Origin of the sequence: Dyadobacter sp. 22481, from assembly GCF_052044875.1 — a bacterium.
GTDB classification, from domain to species: domain Bacteria; phylum Bacteroidota; class Bacteroidia; order Cytophagales; family Spirosomataceae; genus Dyadobacter; species Dyadobacter endophyticus.
In genome coordinates this window covers 339451-358084 of sequence record NZ_JBQENV010000003.1, presented here as the reverse complement: position 1 = coordinate 358084, position 18634 = coordinate 339451, and the positions used below count along the sequence as shown (strand labels likewise).

17 protein-coding genes are annotated in these 18634 nt (G+C 50.5%); 9 read left to right on the top strand and 8 right to left on the bottom strand.

Features of this window, described 5'->3' with window-relative positions:
• The first annotated feature begins 124 nt into the window (after positions 1-124).
• The 4 genes from ACTJJJ_RS20435 to ACTJJJ_RS20420 all read left to right on the top strand — a co-directional run bounded on the left by ACTJJJ_RS20435 (position 125) and on the right by ACTJJJ_RS20420 (position 3382).
• Positions 125-577: a carboxymuconolactone decarboxylase family protein gene (locus ACTJJJ_RS20435; protein WP_188937686.1), complete on the top strand. Its 453-nt coding sequence runs from the start codon at positions 125-127 to the stop codon at positions 575-577.
• A gap of 66 nt (positions 578-643) precedes the next feature.
• A complete protein-coding gene (locus tag ACTJJJ_RS20430) occupies positions 644-979 on the top strand; it encodes a YciI family protein (protein WP_188937689.1) in 336 nt (111 codons plus the stop codon).
• Between the two features lie 63 nt (positions 980-1042).
• On the top strand, positions 1043-2284 hold the full coding sequence (locus tag ACTJJJ_RS20425; RefSeq protein WP_440702840.1) for an RNA polymerase sigma factor: 1242 nt from the start codon (positions 1043-1045) through the stop codon (positions 2282-2284).
• A 33-nt stretch (positions 2285-2317) separates the two neighbouring features.
• Entirely contained in the window at positions 2318-3382 is a 1065-nt protein-coding gene (locus ACTJJJ_RS20420; RefSeq protein ID WP_440702839.1) for an NADH:flavin oxidoreductase/NADH oxidase, read from the top strand.
• 40 nt (positions 3383-3422) lie between these two features.
• On the opposite strand, the gene ACTJJJ_RS20415 is transcribed toward ACTJJJ_RS20420, so the two are convergent.
• Positions 3423-3638, bottom strand: coding sequence for a hypothetical protein (locus ACTJJJ_RS20415; protein WP_188937695.1), 216 nt, complete (start codon positions 3636-3638; stop codon positions 3423-3425).
• Between the two features lie 168 nt (positions 3639-3806).
• Between ACTJJJ_RS20415 and ACTJJJ_RS20410 the strand changes: the two genes are divergently transcribed.
• From ACTJJJ_RS20410 to rpiA, 3 genes are all read left to right on the top strand, one after another.
• Positions 3807-4154 (top strand): hypothetical protein, encoded by a 348-nt coding sequence (locus ACTJJJ_RS20410; protein ID WP_188937698.1) that lies wholly within the window; start codon positions 3807-3809, stop codon positions 4152-4154.
• A gap of 105 nt (positions 4155-4259) precedes the next feature.
• Positions 4260-4715, top strand: coding sequence for a hypothetical protein (locus ACTJJJ_RS20405; RefSeq protein WP_188937700.1), 456 nt, complete (start codon positions 4260-4262; stop codon positions 4713-4715).
• A gap of 994 nt (positions 4716-5709) precedes the next feature.
• Positions 5710-6390, top strand: a complete 681-nt coding sequence (gene rpiA, locus ACTJJJ_RS20400) for a ribose-5-phosphate isomerase RpiA (protein ID WP_188937702.1) — start codon at positions 5710-5712, stop codon at positions 6388-6390.
• Positions 6391-6500: 110 nt separating this feature from the next.
• Here rpiA and ACTJJJ_RS20395 read toward each other — a convergent pair whose 3' ends face one another.
• The 7 genes from ACTJJJ_RS20395 to ACTJJJ_RS20365 form a co-directional block, all read right to left on the bottom strand.
• A complete protein-coding gene (locus ACTJJJ_RS20395; protein WP_188937705.1) occupies positions 6501-7922 on the bottom strand; it encodes an efflux transporter outer membrane subunit in 1422 nt (473 codons plus the stop codon).
• 20 nt (positions 7923-7942) lie between these two features.
• Positions 7943-11101 carry an efflux RND transporter permease subunit gene (locus ACTJJJ_RS20390; protein WP_426295564.1) on the bottom strand — a complete coding sequence of 1053 codons (3159 nt, stop codon included), beginning with the start codon at positions 11099-11101 and terminating at the stop codon, positions 7943-7945.
• A 136-nt stretch (positions 11102-11237) separates the two neighbouring features.
• Positions 11238-12419 (bottom strand): efflux RND transporter periplasmic adaptor subunit, encoded by a 1182-nt coding sequence (locus tag ACTJJJ_RS20385; protein WP_188937710.1) that lies wholly within the window; start codon positions 12417-12419, stop codon positions 11238-11240.
• 91 nt (positions 12420-12510) lie between these two features.
• Positions 12511-13110 (bottom strand): TetR/AcrR family transcriptional regulator, encoded by a 600-nt coding sequence (locus tag ACTJJJ_RS20380; protein ID WP_188937712.1) that lies wholly within the window; start codon positions 13108-13110, stop codon positions 12511-12513.
• 181 nt (positions 13111-13291) lie between these two features.
• On the bottom strand, positions 13292-14914 hold the full coding sequence (locus tag ACTJJJ_RS20375) for a L,D-transpeptidase family protein (protein WP_440702838.1): 1623 nt from the start codon (positions 14912-14914) through the stop codon (positions 13292-13294).
• Between the two features lie 197 nt (positions 14915-15111).
• Positions 15112-16134 carry a helix-turn-helix transcriptional regulator gene (locus tag ACTJJJ_RS20370; protein ID WP_440702837.1) on the bottom strand — a complete coding sequence of 341 codons (1023 nt, stop codon included), beginning with the start codon at positions 16132-16134 and terminating at the stop codon, positions 15112-15114.
• Between the two features lie 110 nt (positions 16135-16244).
• Positions 16245-16793, bottom strand: a complete 549-nt coding sequence (locus ACTJJJ_RS20365; RefSeq protein WP_440702836.1) for a DUF4136 domain-containing protein — start codon at positions 16791-16793, stop codon at positions 16245-16247.
• A gap of 233 nt (positions 16794-17026) precedes the next feature.
• Between ACTJJJ_RS20365 and ACTJJJ_RS20360 the strand changes: the two genes are divergently transcribed.
• Positions 17027-17191, top strand: coding sequence for a hypothetical protein (locus tag ACTJJJ_RS20360; protein ID WP_170118790.1), 165 nt, complete (start codon positions 17027-17029; stop codon positions 17189-17191).
• Positions 17192-17308: 117 nt separating this feature from the next.
• The gene (locus ACTJJJ_RS20355) at positions 17309-18622 is read left to right on the top strand and encodes a Gfo/Idh/MocA family protein (RefSeq protein ID WP_440702835.1); all 1314 of its coding nucleotides are present in this window, start codon (positions 17309-17311) and stop codon (positions 18620-18622) included.
• The last annotated feature ends 12 nt before the right edge of the window (positions 18623-18634 follow it).

Below are 18634 nucleotides of genomic sequence, written 5' to 3'. Positions count from 1 at the left end.
TTAAATATTCTTTCTCCGGTTCCATTTGAGGATCGGAGATTTTTTTTGAAATTTTTTTCCAAGTTCTGTCCAGATCAGGAAAGTCGGTTGTCATTAGGTTTTTTAACTCAAAAATTTCTCAAAAATGGAAACCAGACTTAATTTCTTCGAAAAAGGACAAAATGCAGTAAAGCCACTTTTCGGTATCAATGGCTATATCAAAAAATCGACGCTTGGCCGTCAGTTGGTAGAGCTGATCGACTTTCGCATATCTCAGATCAACGGATGCGCTTATTGCCTTGATATGCATTCCAAAGAGCTGCGTGCCATGGGCGAAACCGAGCAGCGCCTGTACGGCCTGAGCGCGTGGCGCGAGACACCCTACTATACCGACCGCGAACGTGCCGCATTTACATGGGCCGAAGCCGTTAATGCCCTGCATGTGACCGACGAGGTGTACAAGGAAGTGGCCGCGCAGTTTTCAGAAGAAGAGATCGTAGACCTGACGATGGTCGTTACGGCGATCAACAGCTGGAACCGCATTAACATCGCATTCCCGGCCGCGATCGGGACTTACCAGGTAGGCCAGTTCGGTTGATTTGCCCAAAACTGATTAGATTTCGCATTCAAACAACTTAGCCACTTAAAAAAACAGTACCGAATCATGGACGAGTTCTTATTGGTATTCCGACGCGATTTTCAGAACAGGGAAAATCAGCCGTCCCCCGAGCAATTGCAGGAGCATTTCCAGAAATGGCATGCCTGGTATGATAAGATGGCCTCCGAAGACCGGATTGTGCTCCAGAGGCGGTGGGATGGGGAAGGCCTGGTGGTAAATGCCCAGAAGACTGTGCTCAATGGTCCCTATGCGGAGATCAAGGAGGCGATAGGCGGGGCGGTGATCATCCGGGCTGCGAATTATGAAGAGGCCGCCGAGTTTGCCAAAGCTGTGCCTATTCTGGAATTCGGCGGAAATGTGGAAATCCGGAAGGCGCTCTGATTGCAGTTTGCTGATCCTTTTTGATATTTGCGAGGTCCGGCTTTCCCGCCGGACCTTACTATCATGGAGGAAAAAGAACTGTTGCCGCACCTTTTCCGGACTGAATACCGCAAACTGGTGGCCGTGCTATGCTACCTTTTCGGGATCGAGCACGTCGAGGTTGCCGAGGACATTGCGAGTGATACATTTCTGGCTGCCGCTGAAACCTGGGCCATCAAAGGAGTGCCCGAAAACCCTGCCGCCTGGCTGTATACCGTTGCAAAAAACCGGACAAAGAATTATCTGAAGCGCAATACGGTATTCGAGCAAAAGGTGGCGTCGGAGATCCGCAATTCGTCGGACAAAGAAGCGGAAATAGATATCGATATGTCGCCAAAAAATATCACGGATAGCCAGTTGGCGATGATTTTCGCGGTTTGTAACCCGCTTATTCCGGCGGAGTCGCAGGTGGCGCTCGCGCTGAACCTGCTTTGCGGTTTTGGTGTGCAGGAAATCGCCGATGCTTTTTTGCTGAACAAGGAGGTCGTGTACAAGCGCATCCAACGCGCGAAGGAAAAATTGAAAGAAGGAAGGATCAGCATCACACAGCCCAGCGTGCCCGAGATCGGCGAGCGGCTGGAAACCGTACTGACCACCATTTATTTACTCTATTCCGAAGGGTATTACTCTATTTCCCAGAACACTACATTGCGTAAGGAGCTTTGTGCGGAAGCCATGCGCCTCAATTTCCTTTTAATAGACAATGAATTGACCGACCGCCCCGAAGCGAGTGCATTGCTTTCGCTGATGTGCTTCCATTCGTCGCGCTTCGAAGCGCGTACCAATCGGAATGGCGAAATGGTGCTCTACGAAGATCAGGACGAATCGCTCTGGAACCGGGAACTCATCGAACGCGGGACGTATTATCTGAGCCGTGCTTCGACGGGTGAAAAACTGAGCCGTTACCATCTCGAAGCCGGCATTGCCTATTGGCATACCCATAAGGAAGATTCGCACGAAAAGTGGACGCATATCCTGGATCTTTACAACCATTTGCTGGCCATCGAGTATTCGCCCATCGCCGCATTGAACCGGATTTACGCGCTTGCTAAAGTGAGTGGAAAAGAAGCCGCGATCGGGGAGGCGGAGCATTTGAACCTGACCAATAATCATTTTTACTACTCGTTGCTCGGCAATCTCTATGCCGGTATAGACGATACGCAGGCTACTACGCATTATGAGACGGCCATTAAACTCGCGCATTCGGAGTCGGATAAAGCAATCCTGTTCAGGAATATCGCACGTTTGCAGGATAATGCGGGTTGATAGTCTATATTAGCCCAATCTAATTCTGCCAACATGTCAAAGCTGTTTTCACCGATTACCATTAAAAGCGTCCAGTTCAAAAACCGGATCGTCGTTTCCCCCATGTGCCAATACTCGTCCGTCGATGGTTTCGCCACCGACTGGCATCTCGTCCACCTCGGCAGCCGTGCCGTAGGCGGAGCGGGACTGATCATTACCGAAGCCACCGGCGTATCACCCGAAGGCCGCATTTCCTCCGAGGACCTGGGCATCTGGAAGGACGAGCACATCGAAAAACTCTCGCAGATCACCGCGTTCATCAGCGCGCAGGGATGCGTGCCGGGCGTGCAGCTCGCTCACGCGGGCAGGAAGGCCAGTACTGCGGTACCCTGGAAGGGCCGTGCCGAGGTGCCTCAGGGCGAGGGGGGATGGCAGACGGTGTCGGCGTCGGCGGTTCCATTCTCGGATACTTACCCTAAGCCGGTCGCATTAGACGTTGCGGGTATCGATAAAGTTGTTGCTGACTTCACCGCCGCCGCCAAAAGGGCATTGCAGGCCGGTTTTAAAGTGATTGAAATCCACGCCGCGCATGGTTATCTTGTGCACCAGTTCTTGTCGCCGTTGAGCAACCACCGCACCGACGAGTATGGCGGGAGTTTCGAAAACCGCATTCGGTTACTATTGCGCATTATCGAAGGGATTCAAGCGGTATGGCCGGCCGATCTGCCGTTATTCACGCGCATTTCCGCCACCGACTGGGCCGAAGGCGGCTGGAACCCGGATGAATCCGTGCAACTCGCGCATGTACTTAAAGAAAAAGGAATTGACCTGATCGATGTGTCGTCCGGTGGCCTCGCGGCACACCAGCAGATCACCGTCGGTCCGGCTTATCAGCTGCCGTTTGCCTCGCGTATCAAACGGGAAACCGGTATTCTGACTGGCACCGTCGGTATGATCACAAGTTCGACCCAGGCCGAGACGATTCTCGTAAACGGCGACGCTGATATGGTGATCATGGCCCGGGAGATTTTGCGGAACCCTTACTTCCCGCTGGAAGCGGCAAGGGATCTGAAGGAAGGGGTCCATTGGCCGGTGCAGTACGAGCGCGGGAAATGGTGAAAGGTCCCTTTGCCGCATTCATCACTTTCCGGCCACTGCCTCATGCGTAAGCTAGCTTGCTCAGGACCGGCGAATTATCGATGATGGGCCTCATCCGAAGATCGGACGCAATTTCGATGTAGGACATTACACGAATATCTTCGTGACCCGGATAAAATTCCCGAAAATCGTTGATCAGCATATCTTCGGAGAAAAGTGTTTTTGCTTCGAAACTGTACGAGTTGGTTAAAATTACCCCATCTTTTTTCGCAGACATAGTAAGCATGTATTTGGGCATAAGGCTGTTGTTATGTGTGATTTATTAAAAATATGTTCCGTAACCGGCCAGGGGCCTCCCTTTGCCGGATTCTGTGCAAAAACCTTGCCGCGCAAATGGTTTTTGCAGTTCATTCTCCTCGGTTTGCTTACCTGTGCGTGTGAGGGCATGGACACAACGCATGTAACACAGGATTTTTACCTGGTGGATATGGATTATGACGCGGAGGAGCGTTCGCTTTCGTTCAGTGTCAATGACCGGGATTATGTGGGAGTAGTTGGGCCAACCGTTGTTGGTTACGCCTTAAGCGGGAAATATATTTTGGTGAAGCAGAGACCAAAGTTTTTCTTGGAGCCGAAAAGCACGCGGAAGCCACTCTATTATATCGTTGATACGGACGTTGAAAGGCTACGAATGCCGGAGCAAGGTGTAATGGGGCCTATGGTTCTTTCAGACTTTAATGAGACGTGTAAGAAAATGAGGATCCGAACGCCCGTACGTTTTCTGGAAGACTGAAAAATGGAATTGAACGTCTTAGCAATTCCAAACCACACATATGGTGGCGCCGCCGATTCGGATATCACCGTTATGAAGTAGAAGCCGACTTACCCGTCAACAGCGATGAACGACAAGATGAAAATTAGCAACTATGACGCGGGTGCCATGCAGGCCTTGCTGTGGGTGTTCACTGGATTAAATGCTGTGTCCCTGGTGCCATTCTTCATTTGGGATTTTAACCCGAACCTGCTTGCAATCGCTATGATTGAGGCAGCTGTTTTTGGTTTCCTTCATTACCGCAGTCGTGACTTTTGGAGCATATGGTATGAAAACGGGAATATCCATTTCAAGAACCTGTATAAAAAGCAGATCGTCAGCATCGAAAGATTTAAAAAGGTTGAGACCATCGGTATATCCAGGTATGAATATGGCCTTTTTCTGGATGACAATACGGTATACGCATTCGCTCTTGGCGGAATGGAAGCGTGGAAGCTTTTCTTTAAAATGGATCGGGAATACTATGCAAAGAAAGTCAATGCAAAACTTCTGGCGTTGAAGAATGGAAGAATTGATGCTTAGCAATGGCGATGCGGTTATGATTATCATGGCGAGAAAGAATTTTTCCGTTCGTGTGAAGGAATGCGCAAGAAACAGGTGAAAATAGACAGGAAAGAACAAGAGTCATGAATCAAAAGGGGATTATAAATTGCGTAGTAGGAGCCATGATGCTATTAGCCATGTCTTGTTATGATAATCAAATCCATTACGACCTTGAAGCACAAACAATAAAAACGTGTAATGGCAAAGACATATCATATTTATTCATTGAATCTGAAAAGGGAGAAGTATGGGAGTTTCACAGGAAGGCTGGAACGGAGGGGGTGAATGTCTTTCATTTGGATTCACCAAGCTCATCTTATACACTGACGAGGGGAGATGTTGCGCTGCCAGTAGATAGCTTTCGACTATTACCGAAACATCAATACATAATTACCAATCACACATACGGTGATGCGGTTGATTCAGAAATAGCAGTTAGCACCGACGAGACTGGGAAGATCCGTCGCGCAAAGCCGGAGATTTGCAAATGAAGATAGTGTGGGAACGGAAGCAACCTAAACAGCAATGTATGGCACTAATAGCGATGGATTGGTATAATTTCTCGATGGGTTTTCTACTTATTATCGGAGGTTTTTTAATGATAGCTGACAGGGTGACACGAAAGGATTTTCAAATGACGTTTGGAAATGGTCAATGGATATCGGCAGGGGTAATCCTGATTGTTGTCGGGTGTGCGATGGTGATCAAATGCGTTGGGCAGTAGAACAGTCACGGAATAAACACAATGGCCCATTATCTTAAAATTGTCGGAGGAATCATCTTGGTGACGATGGGTGTATATTGGCTGGTAAAAAAAATACAAGATGCCGATTACAAAGACACCCCAATAAGCACCCCCAAACTCGTTTTTTCGGCTATTCTTAGTATAGTGCTTGGTCTGATGCTAATTTGGGAGACACTCTCGGACTAAGTGGCCAGGAAGTAGTTGGTTCTCAGTATTTACAATCACAAAATGAAAGATCTCAAATACGAAAAAACACTAGCCGCGAAAGATGCGGTCAAATACCTCTGCAATGGCCAGATCGTCGGCCTCGGCTCCGGGAGCTCCGCTTATATTGCCATTGCAGAAATCGGTGAACTGGTGAAAAATGGGCTGGATATCAAAGGCGTACCCACTTCCGAAAAGACCCGTGAACTGGCCGAGTCGTTGAATATTCCTTTACTGAAAATCGAAGACGTGGATTCGATCGATATTACGATAGATGGCGCCGATGAGTTTACTGCCGATTTGCAGCTTATCAAAGGCGGCGGCAGCTTTCTGTTAAAGGAGAAGGTGGTCGCATCACTCTCGAAGCAGGAAATCATTATCACGGATTCTACAAAAAAAGTTGAGTTCCTGGGCAAGTTTACAGTGCCGATAGAGGTGATTCCTTACGCGCAGAACTATGTTTTAGCCCAGATTACGAAACTCAATGGATCAGGCAAAATCCGGCTGGTGGATGGCAAACCATTGATTACCGAGCAGGGGAATGTGCTGATTGATGGGGACTTTGGGTTGATTCAGGACCCCGCTCTGCTGGCCGATCAGCTAACCCGCATTGTCGGTGTGGTGGAGCATGGATTGTTCATTGATATTGCCACGACCGTGATTATGGGTGTGGACGACACTACCGAGACATTCACAAAGCCCTGAACAACATTTGGTATACAATACAAAAGCCGTCGGATCGAGTCTGACGGCTTTTTGTGCTTACTACACTTAACAAAGACGCTAACTATAGTGTATGTAGGTCTGAGTGGAATCTATTTCCAGCCGCCGCCCAGGCTGCGGTAGAGGTCTACGCGTGCTACGAGCGACTGGCTGCGGATGAATGCAAGGTTGAGCTCGGCCTGCAATGCACTGCTCTGGGCAGTGATCACTTCCAGGTAGTTGGCCATATCGCTCTGGTAAAGCAGCTGTGCATTGGAAATGGCTTGCGTCAAAATGTTGACCTGGTTGCTCGCAATGGCTTCCTGCTCTTTCAATTTTTTTGTTTGAACCAGCGAGTTGGAAACTTCACCCACCGCGTTCAAAACGGATTGCCGGAATTCCAGTACCGATTGCTCACGCTCGATTTTGGCGACTTCCAGGTTGGTTTTCAATTGTCTTCTGGCAAAAATCGGCCGGGCAATGGTACCGGCCGCAATACCGAATAACGAACCCGGGATGTTGAACCAGTTGCTCGATTTGAACGATTCGATACCTCCGCTGGCTGAAATGACAAGCGACGGGTACATGCTAGCCTGCGCTATGCCTAGCTGCGCATTCGCGATGAGCACCGACATTTCAGCGGCGCGCACGTCGGGCCGACGGCTCACGAGCGCTGCCGGTACGCCGGTAGCGAGGCTGTCATTCGCTTTGAAATCGGCCAGTTTTACTTTCCGGTCAATCGCATTCGGCATTTGGCCGGTCAGTACCTGCAATGCGTTTTCCTGAATGGTAATGTCCTGTTCGAGCTGCGGAATGAGCAATGCGATGGCCTCGCGTTGCGCTTCCGATTGCTGTACGGAGAGCGAAGTTACTTCGCCGGCGTCTTTCAGCAGGTTAGTGAGTTTCAATGTATTATTGCTCAGTTCGAGGTTGTGTTTGGCAACTTCGAGCTGCTTATCCAGCATGAGCAGGTTGAAAAAACCTTTCGCAATATCGGCTACGAGCCGCGTTTGTACGGCTTTGGTGGCTTCATAAGTCTGCAGGTACTGGCCCATGGTCGCTTGCTGCTGGCGGCGGATCTTGCCCCAGATATCGGCTTCCCACGACAAATCCACCGAGGCAATGTAGTTCTCGATATGGCTCGATTTCAGGAAGCTGCTGGCGCTGAGCCCGTTCAAACTATTGTTCGAAGGGTTGTTGTACGTGCCCGCAACGCGCAGGTCGAGGCGTGGGAGTTGCAGCAATCGGGCTTGCTTCACCTGTTGTTGCGCGATGTCGATGCGTTTCAGCGCGATTTGCAGGTCATAATTGTAAGCAATGCCGCGCTCGATGAGCCGTTGCAGCGTGGTATCGGGAAAGAATTGCTTCCAACCCATATCCGCGATGGTAGCGGTATCGCCATAAGGCACATTGCGGTATTCCGTAGGCAGTGCCAGTTCCGGACGCTGGTAATCCTTGCTCACCTTGCAAGAGGCGAGCAGGGTTACCAGCAGGATCAGAACGGGTATTTGCGTTAATCTAAATATATTTTTCATGATGTTATTCTAATAATGGACTAGATCGCTTCTGCCTCGGCCAGTTTCGGCTGAACCGGTTTTTTGACGACTTTTTCCTGCAAATACTGGAAGATCACGTACAGAACCGGGATCACGAACACCCCGAAGATCACACCCGTGAGCATTCCGCCTACCGCGCCGGTACCGATCGAGCGGTTACCAAGGGCCGAACCGCCGGTGGCGCGCATCAGCGGTAACAGACCGACGATGAATGCGAAGGAGGTCATCAGGATCGGGCGCAGACGGAGCCGTGAAGCTTCTAATGCCGATTCTACGATGCTCATACCCGCATTGCGGCGCTGTACGGCGTACTCGATGATCAGGATCGCATTCTTCGCGAGCAACCCGATGAGCATGATCAGTCCAACCTGTACATATATATTGTTCTCGATGCCCATCCAGTTGATGAACAGCATGGAACCGAATACCCCAAGCGGAATCGTCAGGATCACCGCGAATGGCAGGATGTAGCTTTCATACTGTGCCGCGAGCAGGAAGTATACAAACACGAGGCTGAGTACGAAGATCAGGATGATCTGCGAGCCGGAGTTGATTTCTTCACGCGTCATACCCGTCCATTCGGTTTTGTAGTTGTTCGGCAAAACCTTCTCAGCGGTTTCCTGCACGGCGCGGATCGCGTCACCGGTACTGTAACCCGGTTTCGGCGTTCCGTTGATCATAACAGCATTGTAAAGGTTGTTACGGGTCACGGTTTCAGGTCCGAACACGCGTTTCAGCTTCACCAGCTGGTTGGCCGGCACCATTTCGCCTTCGGTGTTTTTAACATAAATACCATCCAGCGACGATGGGTCTTTACGGTACAGCGGATCGGCCTGCGCCATTACGCGGTAGTACTTTCCAAACCGGTTGAAATCCGACACGAAACTTGAACCAAAGTAGATTTGCAGCGTTTGCAGCAAGTCATTCACGGGCACATTCAATTGTTTCGCTTTCGCATTATCGACTTCCAGCATAAACTGGGGATTACCCGTAGCAAACGTTGTGAATGCATAAGCGATTTCAGGACGTTGCATCAATGCTCCGAGGAATGCGTTGGTCGTCGTGCCGAGTTTCTCCAAAGAACCGTTACCACGGTCTTGCAACATAAACTCGAAACCACTGACGTTACCGAAACCATCCACGGTAGGGAAGGTGAAGAAGAACGCATTCGCGTCGTTCACCGCCCGCACCTGCTGCGACATCATACCCACGATCTGGTTGAAATCCTGTACTTCTCCGCGTTCTTCCTTCGGTTTCATGCGGATGAAGCCCACACCGTAAGGCGATGCATTGGAGTTGGAAATGATGTTCATACCCTCCACAATGTAGCGCTGGTCGGCGATAGGGGACTTTTTCACAATGCTATCCACCTGTGCCATGGCCTTCGCAGTACGGTCCAGCGAGCTGCCCGGAGGTGTGTTGAGCGCGTACAGGAGGAAGCCCTGGTCTTCCGTCGGGATGAAGCCGGTTGGTGTTGTTTTAGTCAGCCAAAGGGTTGTGCCTGAGATCACCAGCAATCCGACGATGGTCACCCATTTGCGGCGGATCAGGAATTGGAGACTTTTCACATAACGGCCGGTCATCGACTCAAACCCTGCATTGAATGCAGCAAAGAAGCGTGCGCCGAAACCTTTGCGTTTCCCGTCGTGGCCTTCTTCTGCATGTGGGTTTTTCAAAAACAATGCGCAAAGTGCGGGACTGAGCGTCAATGCATTCAATGCGGAAATCAAAATGGCTATGGCTAATGTAAATGCAAACTGTCGGTAGAATACACCGGCCGGGCCTTCCATGAACCCGACGGGCACGAATACCGCCGCCATCACGAGGGTGATCGAAATGATCGCACCGGAGATCTCGTTCATGGATTCAATCGTAGCGCTCTTGGCGGCCAGGTTCGTTCGTTCCATCTTCGAGTGCACCGCCTCGACGACCACAATGGCATCATCCACCACAATACCGATCGCGAGTACCAATGCGAAGAGCGTCAGGAAGTTGATGGTGAAGCCGAAAAGCTGCATGAAGAAGAATGTACCGATAATCGCCACAGGCACGGCGATAGCCGGAATGAGCGTCGAACGGAAATCCTGCAAGAATATGAACACAACGATAAACACGAGGATGAAGGCCTCGAAGAGCGTTGAACGTACCTGGCTGATCGACTCGTCGAGAAAGTCCTTCGAGTTGTACATAATGGTCGTTTTCAGACCTTTCGGCAATGTTTTGGAAAATTCTTCTATCAGTTTTTCCGACTGGATCAGAATGTCGTTCGCGTTGGTACCGGCGGTTTGGAACACTGCCACACCCGACGATGCATTGCCATTCAGTTTACCATTGGAAGAGTAAGTGTAGGAACCGAACTCCACCCGCGCCACATCTTTGAGGCGGATCACCGAGCCATCGCTATTGGCTTTGATGATAATATCCTCGTATTCTTTGTTTTGCGTGAGTTTCCCTTTGTATTTCAAAACATATTCAAAAACCTCTTTACTGGCTTCTCCGAGGCGTCCCGGAGCGGCTTCAAGGCTTTGCTCGCGAATAGCGCCGGTTACTTCCTGAGGCGAAAGTCCGTAGGCTGCGAGGCGGTCCGGTTTGAGCCAGATACGCATTGAATAGTCACGCGTACCGAATGGCTGGGCCTGACCGACCCCCGGTATACGTTGCAACTGAGGCACGAGGTTAATCTTAATGTAGTTCAAAAGGAACGTCTCGTCGTAAGTACTGTCTTCGCTCGAAAGCGCCACGAACATGATGATCGAGTTCTGTTGCTTTTGCGTGGAAATACCGGCTTGTACAACCTCTTGCGGAATCTGGCTTACCGCTTTGGAAACGCGGTTCTGCACGTTTACGGCAGCGATATCGGGGTCGGTACCCTGTTTGAAGTACACGTTCAGGGCCATGGTACCGTCGTTGTTCGACGACGACGTCATGTAGGTCATGTTCTCAACCCCGTTCACGGCTTCTTCGATGGGTGTCGCCACTGCGCGGGCAACTACTTCTGCGTTCGCTCCGGGATACACGGCGGTTACCTGAACCGTCGGCGGCGCGATGTCGGGGAATTTCGTTATCGGCAGCGTGGTGAGCGATATGATCCCCAGGAGCAATATCAGGATGGATATTACCGTCGAAAGGACGGGCCTTTCTATAAATTTCTGAAACATATTGTTTGAATTTGTCCCCGTTCACGGGGCTCATGATCGAGTGTTTTGGCAAAGCGGGAGCGGTCCATCGCATTGGTTAATGCGATGGTGCCCTGCTAATTGGTGTGGAATTCGTAAACCTTTTACACCCGGCTACTCAGATCGGATTGGCGTGCAGCAGACTGTCCATCGACATTTTCTGCGGCGCAATGGCCATTCCGTCACGCAACCTGTCGAGTCCGGCGTATACGATCTTTTCTCCTGGCTTCAACCCTTTGGAAATCAAGTAATAACGTCCGCTGCGATCGGCGACTGTCACAGGACGGCCTTCCACTTTGTTGCTATCGAGCACGGTGTAGACAAACACCTTGTCCTGCAATTCGAATGTGGCTTCCTGCGGGATCAGTACCGATTTCGCAAGCAGGCGTGGGATGCGGATCCTGCCCGTGTTACCGGAGCGCAGCAATCCGTTTCCGTTCGGGAACGTTGCGCGGAAGTTGATCGCACCCATGGTTTTGTCAAACTGTCCTTCAACGACTTGCACCTTTCCTTTTTGTGGGAAAATGCTGTTGTCGGCCAGTACGAGTTCAACCGGCGGGATGTTTTTGATCTTCTGTTCGATGGTATTACCTTCAAATTCCTGCTTGAAATCGAGGAAATCGAGCTCGCTCATCGAGAAGTACACGTGGATGTCTTTCGTTTCGGATAGAACGGTCAATGCTTCTACGGTGTTCTTGCCTACGAGGCTACCGGTTTTGAACGGAATAATACCGATATAACCATCAGCCGGAGCCGTTACCGAAGTGTAACCTACGTTGATCTTCGCTGCGTCCACGGCTGCCTGCGCCTGGGCTACATTAGCTTTGGCTGCATCGTACGCCGCTTTCGCACTTTTTAGCTGAACGTCGGATACTACCTTGTTGGCTACCAGCGGAGTAAGCTTCTCGACATTGATTGAGGCACTTTCCAGTGACGCCTTCGCGGATTGGAGACTCGCTTTTGCCGTATTGAGCTGTTCGGCATATGGGCGGGCGTCGATATGGAACAGCACCTGGCCCTTGCGTACGTATGCGCCTTCGTCTACGGAAATACGATCGAGGTAGCCATCCACCTGCGGGCGGATCTCGATATCGCGGCTACCCTGGATGGACGCGGTGAATTCACGGTGCGCGGTCACTTCGTGATCGCTAACAGTGATAACCGGCAATGCCTGCGCAGGCGGTGCCGAGGCGGGTGCGTTGGCGGTGGATGAACCACAGCTATATATGGCTGCGGAGCCCGCGGCTAGTAGCAGAAATGCGGCTAGCCCTTTTGCTGTTTTTAGTTGAACGGTTTTCATGGATGTGGACATTTTTGCGGTGATAATCAGTTGTTTGTGAATAGGTAGTGAAGTTATTATTACTAACGGTGTTAACCCAAAAGAAAAAAAATTACAGGTTTTTAATGAAAGCGTTCACTGAGTCGTCCATAACTTTTTTGTTCATTTGAGAGTCGTCGATATCCGAGCAGCGCATCATTACGATTGAAATCAGACCGTGGAGTACTGACCAGAACGCATGAATTTTAAAGCAAGTTTCCTCATCCGAAGATTTTTTATCGGTAACGATTCCTTCGATCGCTTCGCCTATGTGGTCGCGGAAGCTGTTGAACTCTGGTTTTGCCTTGCCCGGGCTTGAACAGGGCATTCCCAAACCGTACATGAGCTGATAGTATTCGGGATTTTTAAAAGCAAAGTTCCAATAAGTCTCGGCGTGGGCCCTTAGCCGTTCTTCCGGATCCGCGTATTTGCGCTTGTCCTTTTCCAACAATCTATCGAGTAACCGGAAACCGTCCATAGAAAGTTCAAAGAGGATCGCTTCTTTATTTTCGAAGTGATCGTAGATCACCGGTACGCTGTACTCGATGGCATCGGCTATCTTTCTGATTGACAGGGATTGCCAGCCTTCTTCTTTGACCAATTGCAAGGCTACCGCCAGAATATTGGTCCGCATATTTTCTTTTTGCCGAATTTTTCGTTCGAGGATTCCCATGGTAATACAAGATTTACCTAACGATGTTAGCAAAGGTAAGGCGGCTTTTTCACAATATCAATCCGCAACCGGTAACATCCGGGTAACCTCTGCAAAACTGTCCGAACTAAAATCGTGCCCGGCATGGAGTGCCCGGCATGGAGTGCCCGGCATGTGGCGCCCGGAATGCATCTCCGGTATATCAGCGGACGACCGCCTGCGCCAAGGGCATTTCGGTGTTGCCAAACAGCCGCTCCTCCATCCTGTGGTCGTGCCCGTAAACATCCTTGCGGAACTGCAAATTGCCGTGCTGATCTACCCATGACGTGAAATAGCCGATAAAAACAGGTACTTCATTCTTGCCGCGCAGGCGCACATATTTTTCTTTACCTGCGTGCATCGCGGCGGTAATTTTCTCGCTGGTCCACGTGCTATCCCGGCGCAGGAGCCATTCCGCCAGCTTTTTAGGTTCTGAAAGACGAATGCACCCGTGGCTGAACGCCCGCTGGCTTTCCTTGAATAAGCTTTTGCTGGGTGTATCGTGGAAATAAATGCTGTAACTGTTTGGAAAGAGGAATTTGACCAAACCCAGCGAGTTGGACTTGCCCGGTTTTTGCCGCACCGATCCGCCATTCCACTCCATATTGTGCCGCGCCAGATAGTTAGGGTTCTTCTTAATTCCCGGTAAAACTTCCTTTTTAAGAATGCTGGCAGGCACGTTCCAGTAGGGGCTAAATACGATCTGATTTAAAGTACCTGAAAAAATGACAGTACTATTGGCTTCCGAACCCACTACAACCACCATATCGAATGACAATTTGCCATCTTCGTAAGCATGTAAAGTGAATTCGGGGATGTTCACGAGAATGTAGTCGGTAGGAGGGGCGGCCGGCATCCAGCGAATACGCTCCATATTGATAAGGATCTGGCGGATTCGGCTGGCAACGGGTACATTCAGCTCTTTAAAAAACGCGGGGCCTGTAACACCTGTTTGTTTTTGTCCGACACGTTGCTGAAAATGCTTAACGGCGTTAGTAAGCGTGGTGTCGAACACAGGCGTGCTGTCCGGCTCGGGCATATCGCCCAGCAAATGCAGCCGGGATTTCAAAGCTACGAGCAGGGTGTCGCGGTCGCCCTCCCGGAATTTTCTGGTGGTGCCGACGGTGTCCGGCTCGCCGTTTTTAGTTAATGTATAATATTCCAGGACTTTCTGTTTCAGCAAATTATAATGCCGGTTGACCGGCTCGTAAGCGGTAACGTTCCGCCCCTTGTTTTTCAGAAGCGAATCCAGAAAAACCTCCGGGTTGAGTTTTCGGCGGGGAATGAACCAGTTGAGTTCCTGCGTGTTGATCTTGTGGTCGCCGGAATAGGCGAGGTCGGTATAGCGGAAAAACTGTTCCGTCAACGCCAGCTCCGCATCGACCACCAGTGCATTGTCCGGGCTGATCTTTTTCAACTGTGACAGGGAGTCGATTGCCTTGTCGAGCGACGGGTTGTACAGCGTGCTGTCGCCCGAGTAATGGATGTAGTCGTTCCGCAAACTTTGGAAAGTGGGGACAAACTCGGCCACACCATCGGGGAAAAACCAGGCATACTGGTAATTCCGGTGGTTGTAAAAGCTGCGGAGTTTAGCACTCAGGCTATCGTCAAGCGAATGTGCGGTAATGTAGGAGCTGAGGGCCGTCGTATCGATAAAAAGCTCTGTAAAAGAGTTTTCGACCGTGATGGTGGTATCGCGGACGGCGATCTCTGTTTTCTTTTCGGATGTCTGGCGGCAGGCGGCAATAACCAGCGCCAGGGCAATGAACAATGCGATTTTCTTCATATTTGTACAAGGTCGCGAATCGCACCAATATAGCGCGTTTGCCGATAGAAATCCCATTCGCACCGCAGGATTATAAAATTTGGTGGCCTTATCCACGCCGTTTAGTTTCGTAGCAGAGGTTTGGTTTTTTGTTGTTGATTTCGACCCGGATGCTAAGTTGCTGAGCTTGCTCCGGGTTTTTTATATTATCAAAAACCTTAATGCGGGTTGAATGCGGGCGTCAACGACGCCACACTTCCCGGAGTCACGGCAAAAGCATCTTTAAATGCCTTGTTGAATTTGCTCAGGTTGTTGTAGCCCAGCAGGTAACCCACTTCCGACACGTTCATCCTTTCAGTCAACAGCAACTCTCTCGCCTTATGCATCCGCACATTCTTGTAAAACTGATAGTAGGTGTGGCCGAATAGTTGTTTGAAGAGGTTTTTGAACTTCGTAGGCGACATCAGCGCGCGTTGCGCCGACACATGCAGGGGCGGGCACGGGAGCTGATAATCTTCGAGGAGCGCCCGGCGGATTTCGTTCATTTTCAGTATGTCCGAAGGGTGTACAGCTGCCGCCTGGGATTTCCGCGACCTCCGTTCTTCCACTTTTTGCAGTACATGATAGCAGAGTTCCAGGCACCGCGAATGAATGAGCAGGTTATTGCCGCGTCCGTCGTGCATTTGCTTGTCCATCTCTTTCAGGAGGTTCAGCGAATAGGTATCGAGGCATTCGACGTGGTAAACCGGCCTGTTGGGGTCTACAAACGATAAGAGCAGCGGCTGTTGTGCCTCGGGTTGGCGGGAAATGAAATTATGGATCCTTTCGTAAGTTAATATAATGAAAATGAGGTGGTACTGCACACCGGGTTTGAAAGTGTAGGAAGCCGTGAGCTGGGGCGAGCTGAAATACAGCCCGTTTTCCGTTCCATAACCCAGGTTGAACTGCTGTTCGCCGGTGCGGGTTTCGAGGTACTGCTCGCTAAGGTTTGAAACGAGTACATAATAACCCGGGTCGTGCGTGATTTTCCGCTTGAATACCACCGGCTTGTGAAATCGTGCAGTTACCCGCCTCACCCGCAGGCCCTGGTCGATATTCACCCGGTAAAAGTCCCCTTTGCCAATCTCGTTGTCGAACGTGAGCGAGTTTTCATCGAAAATAGCATCGAGTTGCGGGCCGACCTGGGCAAACCATTGATCGTCATTCTTATAGGTGATCGTAAGCGGTTTTGAGGCAGGCATGGCAAATGTATATCCGGGAAAACAAGGCTAACCGACGTATAAATATATACAAAAGCAAATAGCCCGGAACACCTATCCGATGTCCGGGCCTCAATTACCTGGTCAATGCCTTATTGCAGCTTCCCCATCAGCTCGTTGATAGCCTCCGTAAGACCGGCTTCGGCTTTGGCGTTATTGTCGGGTAAGATGCCCTTTACACCGCTGCGCCACACGAGCTTGTCGTTTTTAGTGTCGATGACGTCGAGGATCAGCGTGCCCTCCTGGTATTTTCCTACCTCGATCTCCTCACTCTTCCAGGAGTAGCGGCGCTGGCCCATGTATCTTGGCAAACCGTCGGTCCGGAAGTCGGTGGCACGGGTCTGCGTTTTTTCCTGCAATTGTACCGACAGGTTGACCATCAGTTCCGGATTATCGCTTTTAACCAAACCCTTCCCAGCCATATTTCCCGCGATCATTTTGGTAGCCAACTGCTTACTCTCTGCAAACCGCGGTGCGAGCGTGTCCGCTCCTTCGGGGAAAGTATATTGAAGGTCGAAAGTCTGGTAGTTGCGGACTGAGAAACCGGTTTCTTTCGAAGTTTTCAGATGTTTATAGCCAGTACTGCATGAAGCAACCCATAGCGACATGGCAACTACTGCCCATTTGATGTTCGTTTTCATGTTTTCGATGTTTCGTGACAGGTGATGTGAAGTTGCGCTCCACTGTTTTGATGATGCAAAATTAGTTTCCCCGGTTGGAAGCAGGTTAGCCCGGAAAGGCAGTGGAATATCCCGAAAGGACATTTCGTACAATCAGGATTAGATTTTTATTATAATCCCATTACCCCATTACACAAACGCAGGATTCGCATTTACTTTGCCGTCATATTCTGATACACCAATTCAACGAACTCATGACGCTCCTCAGTTTTGCACTTCGGATCAAGGAAGTCAGGGATTTGCAAAATTCCTATGCTGCCACGCGTGATATCGATGTCCTGGCTCGCCTGAAAGATATGGAGAAAGAGCTGGACCGGTTGATTCACAGCATTATAACAACTCCCCGTAACCCCTTCTAATGCCCTTGCCGGCGGCGTGAAACCATAACGCTTGACGTCGCCGGCGTTCCTTACCCGCATCATGGGTAATATAGGACCATTGGTCACTTTTAGAAAGCAACCAACCTGATCCGACCCATGACCCATTCACGACGCGACTTTCTCGGTACCGCTTCGGCACTAGCCGCCGGCGCCGGCCTCTCAGCCATTGTACCTTCTTCCGTTTCCGCATTCGCACCGGTTTTTGCTGCCGATAAAATCCGCATCGGGGCCATCGGGGTCAACGGAATGGGCTGGGCCGATCTGAATGCTATCCTCAAAAATCCGGGTACGGAATGTGTGGCGCTTTGCGACGTCGATAAAAATGTGCTGGACAAGCGCGCTGCCGAATTGGCCAAAGGCGGCGCGAAGGTCAAAACTTATGGCGATTACCGGCAGTTGCTGGGCGACAAGGATGTCGATGCGGTGGTGATCGGCTCACCGGATCACTGGCATTGCCTGATGATGGTGGAGGCTTGCCAGGCTGGGAAGGATATTTATGTTGAGAAGCCGATCGGGAATTCCATTGCCGAATGCCGCGCGATGGTGGCTGCTCAGCAACGGTACAACCGCGTGGTGCAGGTGGGACAATGGCAGCGGAGCCAGAAGCACTTCCGCGATGCCATCGATTTTGTGCATTCCGGCAAGCTTGGGAAAATCAGGCTGGTGAAAGTGTGGGGGTATTTTGCGTGGGTCAACCCGATCAGCAAACTGCCGGACGGTAACCCGCCAGCCGGTGTGGATTACAAAATGTGGCTCGGACCGGCACAGAACAGGCCGTTCAACCCCAATCGCTTCCATTTCAATTTCAGATGGTTCTGGGATTATGCGGGTGGGCTCATGACCGATTGGGGCGTGCATTTGCTCGATTATGCATTATTAGGCATGAAATCAGCTACCCCTAACAGCATTATGGCAGCCGGAGGTAAATTTGCCAACCAAGATTCCGGCGCGGAAACCCCCGATACGCTTACGACCGTCTTCGAATTCGACGAATTCAATATTCAGTGGGAACATGCCATGGGCATCGACGGCGGTCCGTACGCACGCGGGCACGGCATCGCTTTTATCGGCAACAATGGTACCCTGGTACTGAACCGCGACGGCTGGGAGGTAATCCCCGAAGCCAAGCGAATGGAAGCCGTATCATTCCAGAAATCGGTGGATAATGGCCTCGACCTGCATGCGAAGAATTTCATTGAAGTAATCAAATCGAGACAAATGACCGATCTAAATGCGCCTATTCAGGTGGGTTCGGACATTGCCGTGTTCTCGCAAATGGGCAACATTGCCTACCGTACGGGCAAGAAGATTTATTGGGATAAGGAAAAAGGGAAGTTTACGGATGACGAAGCCAATAAGCTGATCGCCAAAGAATATCATAATGGCTACAAGCTGCCTTCTGCTTCCTAAACTTTATAATTG